The organism is Pseudomonas sp. K5002, assembly GCF_013386655.1.
Taxonomy (GTDB): domain Bacteria; phylum Pseudomonadota; class Gammaproteobacteria; order Pseudomonadales; family Pseudomonadaceae; genus Aquipseudomonas.
The window spans coordinates 1-3,346 of the sequence record NZ_JACARK010000151.1 but is presented as its reverse complement, the minus strand read 5'-3'; the positions used below and the strand labels follow the sequence as shown (position 1 = coordinate 3,346).

Below are 3,346 nucleotides of genomic sequence, written 5' to 3'. Positions count from 1 at the left end.
TCCCACATTTTGATCGGTGTTCGGCTCAAGATCGTCAGATCAACCGCGCCGCCACCAACCAGTCCGCCACCGCCTGGAACGAAGCATCCGGCACCGGATCCCCCGGCACCGTCTTGCGCGCAATCGCTTCCGCCAAGCCCTTGTCCGGCGCTTGCGGTATCCCTAAATCAAACGCCTCCTGCAACATCCCCAACGCTTCCTCCGGCGAAGCGCGGCACACCACCACCGGCACCGGCGTTTCACCACGCACATAACGCACGCCTATCACCCAGCCATCGGTGGTGCCGATCATCATCGACGCCCGGCCCAACCCCAGCTTGGTGGCCAGCGCCTGCATCTCCTGGCGCTGGCGTCGCCGTTCGCTCTTGATCAACGGGTCGCCGTCAATGTCCTTGCGCTCGCGCTTGGTCTCGCTGCGGGTCATTTTCATGTCGCGGCCGAACAGCCAGCGTTGCATCAACACATCCACCCCCCCCACCAGGATGAAGGCCGCGAGTACGGTAAACACCAGCGGCTTGAGCACCAGGAAAAACGTCGACTCGATACACCCCGCGCCACACCGCGACGACTCCATCAACGCCTGCAACGCATGCCGCCCCACCACGTAGAACGCCACAGCCAGCACATGCACCTTGATCAGGCCCTTGATGAACTCCACAAAGTTGCGCAGGGCAAACAGCTTCTTGAAGCCTTCCGCCGGGTTGATACGCTTGAACTCCGGCTTGATCGGCTCCACGGAAAACACAAAGCCACGCATGGTGATGATATTGGTCAGGATCACCACCCCGGTGGTCACCGCCATCACCGGCAGGGTAATGCCGATCACCAGTTGCTCGGCATGGTCCAGCACCCGTGGCCAAACCGTGGCGAAGGGTTCGATGTAGATCTGCGCAGTCAGGTCGATCAGCGCCGTGACCTGTGCCTGGGCCCGGGGCGCGAGGATGGAAATGCACAGGGTGCAGAACAGGATGACCATGCCCGAGACCAGGTCCTGGCTCTTGGCGACCTGGCCTTTCTTTCGCGCGTCCTTGAGTTTTTTATCCGTGGCCGGCTGGGACTTCTCTTCGCTGGTATCGCCCATGCGCTACTCCATGCCCGCCAGGGTTTTCAGCAGCTCCACCGTGCCGCGAAATTCCGCCAACTGGTCCAGCATCAACGGAATCAGGAAGCCGATGTAGATCACCATCAGGATCGAGAAAAACAGGTTTTTCACCGGCAACGACAGGTCGAAAATATGCAGGTTCGGCGCCATCCGCGACAGGTACGCCAGCATCAAATCAGTGACCAGCAGCGAGATGATCAGCGGCGACACCATCAGCACCCCGACCCGCATGATCTGGTCGAGAATCGACAGCACCGCCAGCAACGCCGAGCTGGCAAACACCGGGGTAAACGCGGTCACCGGCCACAGCTGGTAGCTGTGGTAATAACCGTCGACCATCAGGATAAAACCGCCGGACATGAAGAACAGCGTGATCAACATCACCGTCAGCAAGGTCGACATCACACTCGACTCCCCGGTGGACAACGGGTCCACCAGTTGCGCCATGGTCGAACCGCGCTGCAGGTCGATCAACTCCCCCGCCACTTCCGCCGCCCAGAACGGAATGCCGAACAACAGGCCGATCAAGATGCCGATCAGGAATTCCTTGATCAGCAACCCGGCGATAAACAGGCTGCCGTGGTTGGGCATCGAGGTCATGGCGTCGAACACCGGCATGAACATCGGGATCGAAATCGCCACGGCCACGCAGCCGCGAATCATCCCGGTGAGCCCGAGGCGGTTGAACGCCGGGGTGATCACCACCACGCCCATGGCCCGGCAGGCCGCCAGCGAGGCCGAGCTGATCACCGGGTAGGCGACTTCGAGAAACTGTGCGGTAAGGCTGGCATCCATGGGCGGTCAGCGCGTCCACAAGGGAAAATTGTCCAGCACCTGGCTGCCGAGTTCCGCCACTTGCCCGGCCAGCACCGGGCCGAGAAACACGATAGTCAACAATACCGCCACCAGCTTCACCACCTGGGGCAGGGTCTGGTCCTGGATCTGGGTCAGCGCCTGGAACAGGCCCACGCTCAAACCCACGATGATCGCCACCCCCAGCGCAGGCGCGGAGAGCATCAGCACGGTCATCAGTGCCTGTTTCATCAATGACAGGAAAACGTCCTGGCCCATGGGTCGTGCCTCAGCCGTAACTCAGAATCAAACCGTGCATCAGGCGCGACCAGCCGCTCAATGACACGAACAGGAAGATTTTCAGCGGGATCGAAATCAGGTTCGGCGAGACCATCGACATGCCCATCGCCATCAGCACGTTGGACACCAGCAAGTCCACCACCAGGAACGGGATGTACAACAGGAACCCGATCTCGAAGGCCCGGGTCAGCTCCGAACTGACAAACGCCGGGATCAGCACCACGAGGTCGTCATCCCGCAGGTCGGCACGGGCTTCCGGCGACCAGATGGTCTCGGTGGCCTGCACAAAAAAGCCGCGCTCGGACTCGTTGGCAAACCGTGCCAGGTGCGCCTGTAGCGGCGGGCGCAGGGCGTCGCCGAGGTCCTTGAGTTGCTCGACGTGCTCGATATTCAGGTCGCGGCCCTCTACCTGGCGGTACATGTCGCCAATCAACGGCGTGGTGACGTACACCGAGAGAATCAGCGCGATGCCGTACAGCACCAGGTTCGGCGGCGTCTGCTGCACGCCCAGGGCGTTGCGGATCAGGAACAGCACCACCGAGATTTTCATGAAGCCGGTGAGGGTCACCACCGCCAACGGGATCAACCCGATGGTGGCAACCACCAGGATGATCTCGATCAGGTTCGGCTGATAACCGGTCATGGGGTGGCGAAACTCAGCAGGCGCACGCCCAGGCCGCTTTCGAGCAGTTTGATCTGCATGCTCAGCGCCGGTTGCACGATCGACAACTGCGCGGCCGCCCGGCCGAAATGCAGTTCCTGGGCGAGCACGACAAAGGCACGCAGGTGCTTGAGTTCCATCAGGTTGGCTCCGGTTATCACGGTTATTGATCACCCCATCACAAATGAAAATTGGACGCCGGGCCCGGGCTGCGCTGAAGTAAGGCCCGTGATGCACGATATGACAGGGTTTGACGTATAACAATGAGAGCGGCGCCCCGCACTCGGATTGATAGTGTTGATCACCTGTCTCAGTCTTCGGAGATCGCCCCATGCAGCGTGTTTTAGACAGTTTCCGCCTCGATGGCCACCTGGCCTTGATCACCGGCTCCAGCGCCGGCATCGGCCTGGCCATCGCCCGTGGCCTGGCCCAGGCTGGCGCACGGGTAGTGCTCAACGGGCGCAACCGCAGCACCTTGCGTGACAGTGCCG

Annotated in this window: 5 protein-coding genes and 1 pseudogene; 1 reads left to right on the top strand and 5 read right to left on the bottom strand. The window is 61.3% G+C overall.

All coding sequences use genetic code 11. From position 1 onward, the window contains the following. Window positions 1-34 precede the first annotated feature (34 nt). From HX846_RS08595 to HX846_RS08575, 5 genes and pseudogenes are all read right to left on the bottom strand, one after another. The gene (locus HX846_RS08595; RefSeq protein ID WP_003208311.1) at window positions 35-1,081 is read right to left on the bottom strand and encodes an EscU/YscU/HrcU family type III secretion system export apparatus switch protein; all 1,047 of its coding nucleotides are present in this window, start codon (window positions 1,079-1,081) and stop codon (window positions 35-37) included. Between the two features lie 3 nt (window positions 1,082-1,084). Further along, entirely contained in the window at window positions 1,085-1,897 is an 813-nt protein-coding gene (gene sctT, locus HX846_RS08590) for a type III secretion system export apparatus subunit SctT (protein ID WP_003208312.1), read from the bottom strand. A 6-nt stretch (window positions 1,898-1,903) separates the two neighbouring features. Continuing rightward, entirely contained in the window at window positions 1,904-2,173 is a 270-nt protein-coding gene (sctS, locus tag HX846_RS08585; RefSeq protein WP_003208314.1) for a type III secretion system export apparatus subunit SctS, read from the bottom strand. Window positions 2,174-2,183: 10 nt separating this feature from the next. Beyond that, complete coding sequence (sctR, locus tag HX846_RS08580; protein ID WP_003208316.1) at window positions 2,184-2,837, bottom strand: type III secretion system export apparatus subunit SctR; 654 nt, start codon at window positions 2,835-2,837, stop codon at window positions 2,184-2,186. 14 nt (window positions 2,838-2,851) lie between these two features. Further along, window positions 2,852-2,995, bottom strand: a pseudogene (locus HX846_RS08575) (LysR family transcriptional regulator); the annotation flags it as partial. Window positions 2,996-3,186: 191 nt separating this feature from the next. On the opposite strand from HX846_RS08575, the gene HX846_RS08570 reads away from it, so the two are divergent. Beyond that, window positions 3,187-3,346 (top strand): SDR family NAD(P)-dependent oxidoreductase (locus tag HX846_RS08570; protein WP_178965255.1); only part of this gene is annotated, 160 nt, incomplete at its 3' end.

Coding starts and splice junctions, on each gene's coding strand:
- HX846_RS08595 (WP_003208311.1), bottom strand. CDS start 1,081: ATGGGCGATACCAGCGAAGAGAAGTCCCAGCCGGCCACGGATAAAAAA.
- sctT (WP_003208312.1), bottom strand. CDS start 1,897: ATGGATGCCAGCCTTACCGCACAGTTTCTCGAAGTCGCCTACCCGGTG.
- sctS (WP_003208314.1), bottom strand. CDS start 2,173: ATGGGCCAGGACGTTTTCCTGTCATTGATGAAACAGGCACTGATGACC.
- sctR (WP_003208316.1), bottom strand. CDS start 2,837: ATGACCGGTTATCAGCCGAACCTGATCGAGATCATCCTGGTGGTTGCC.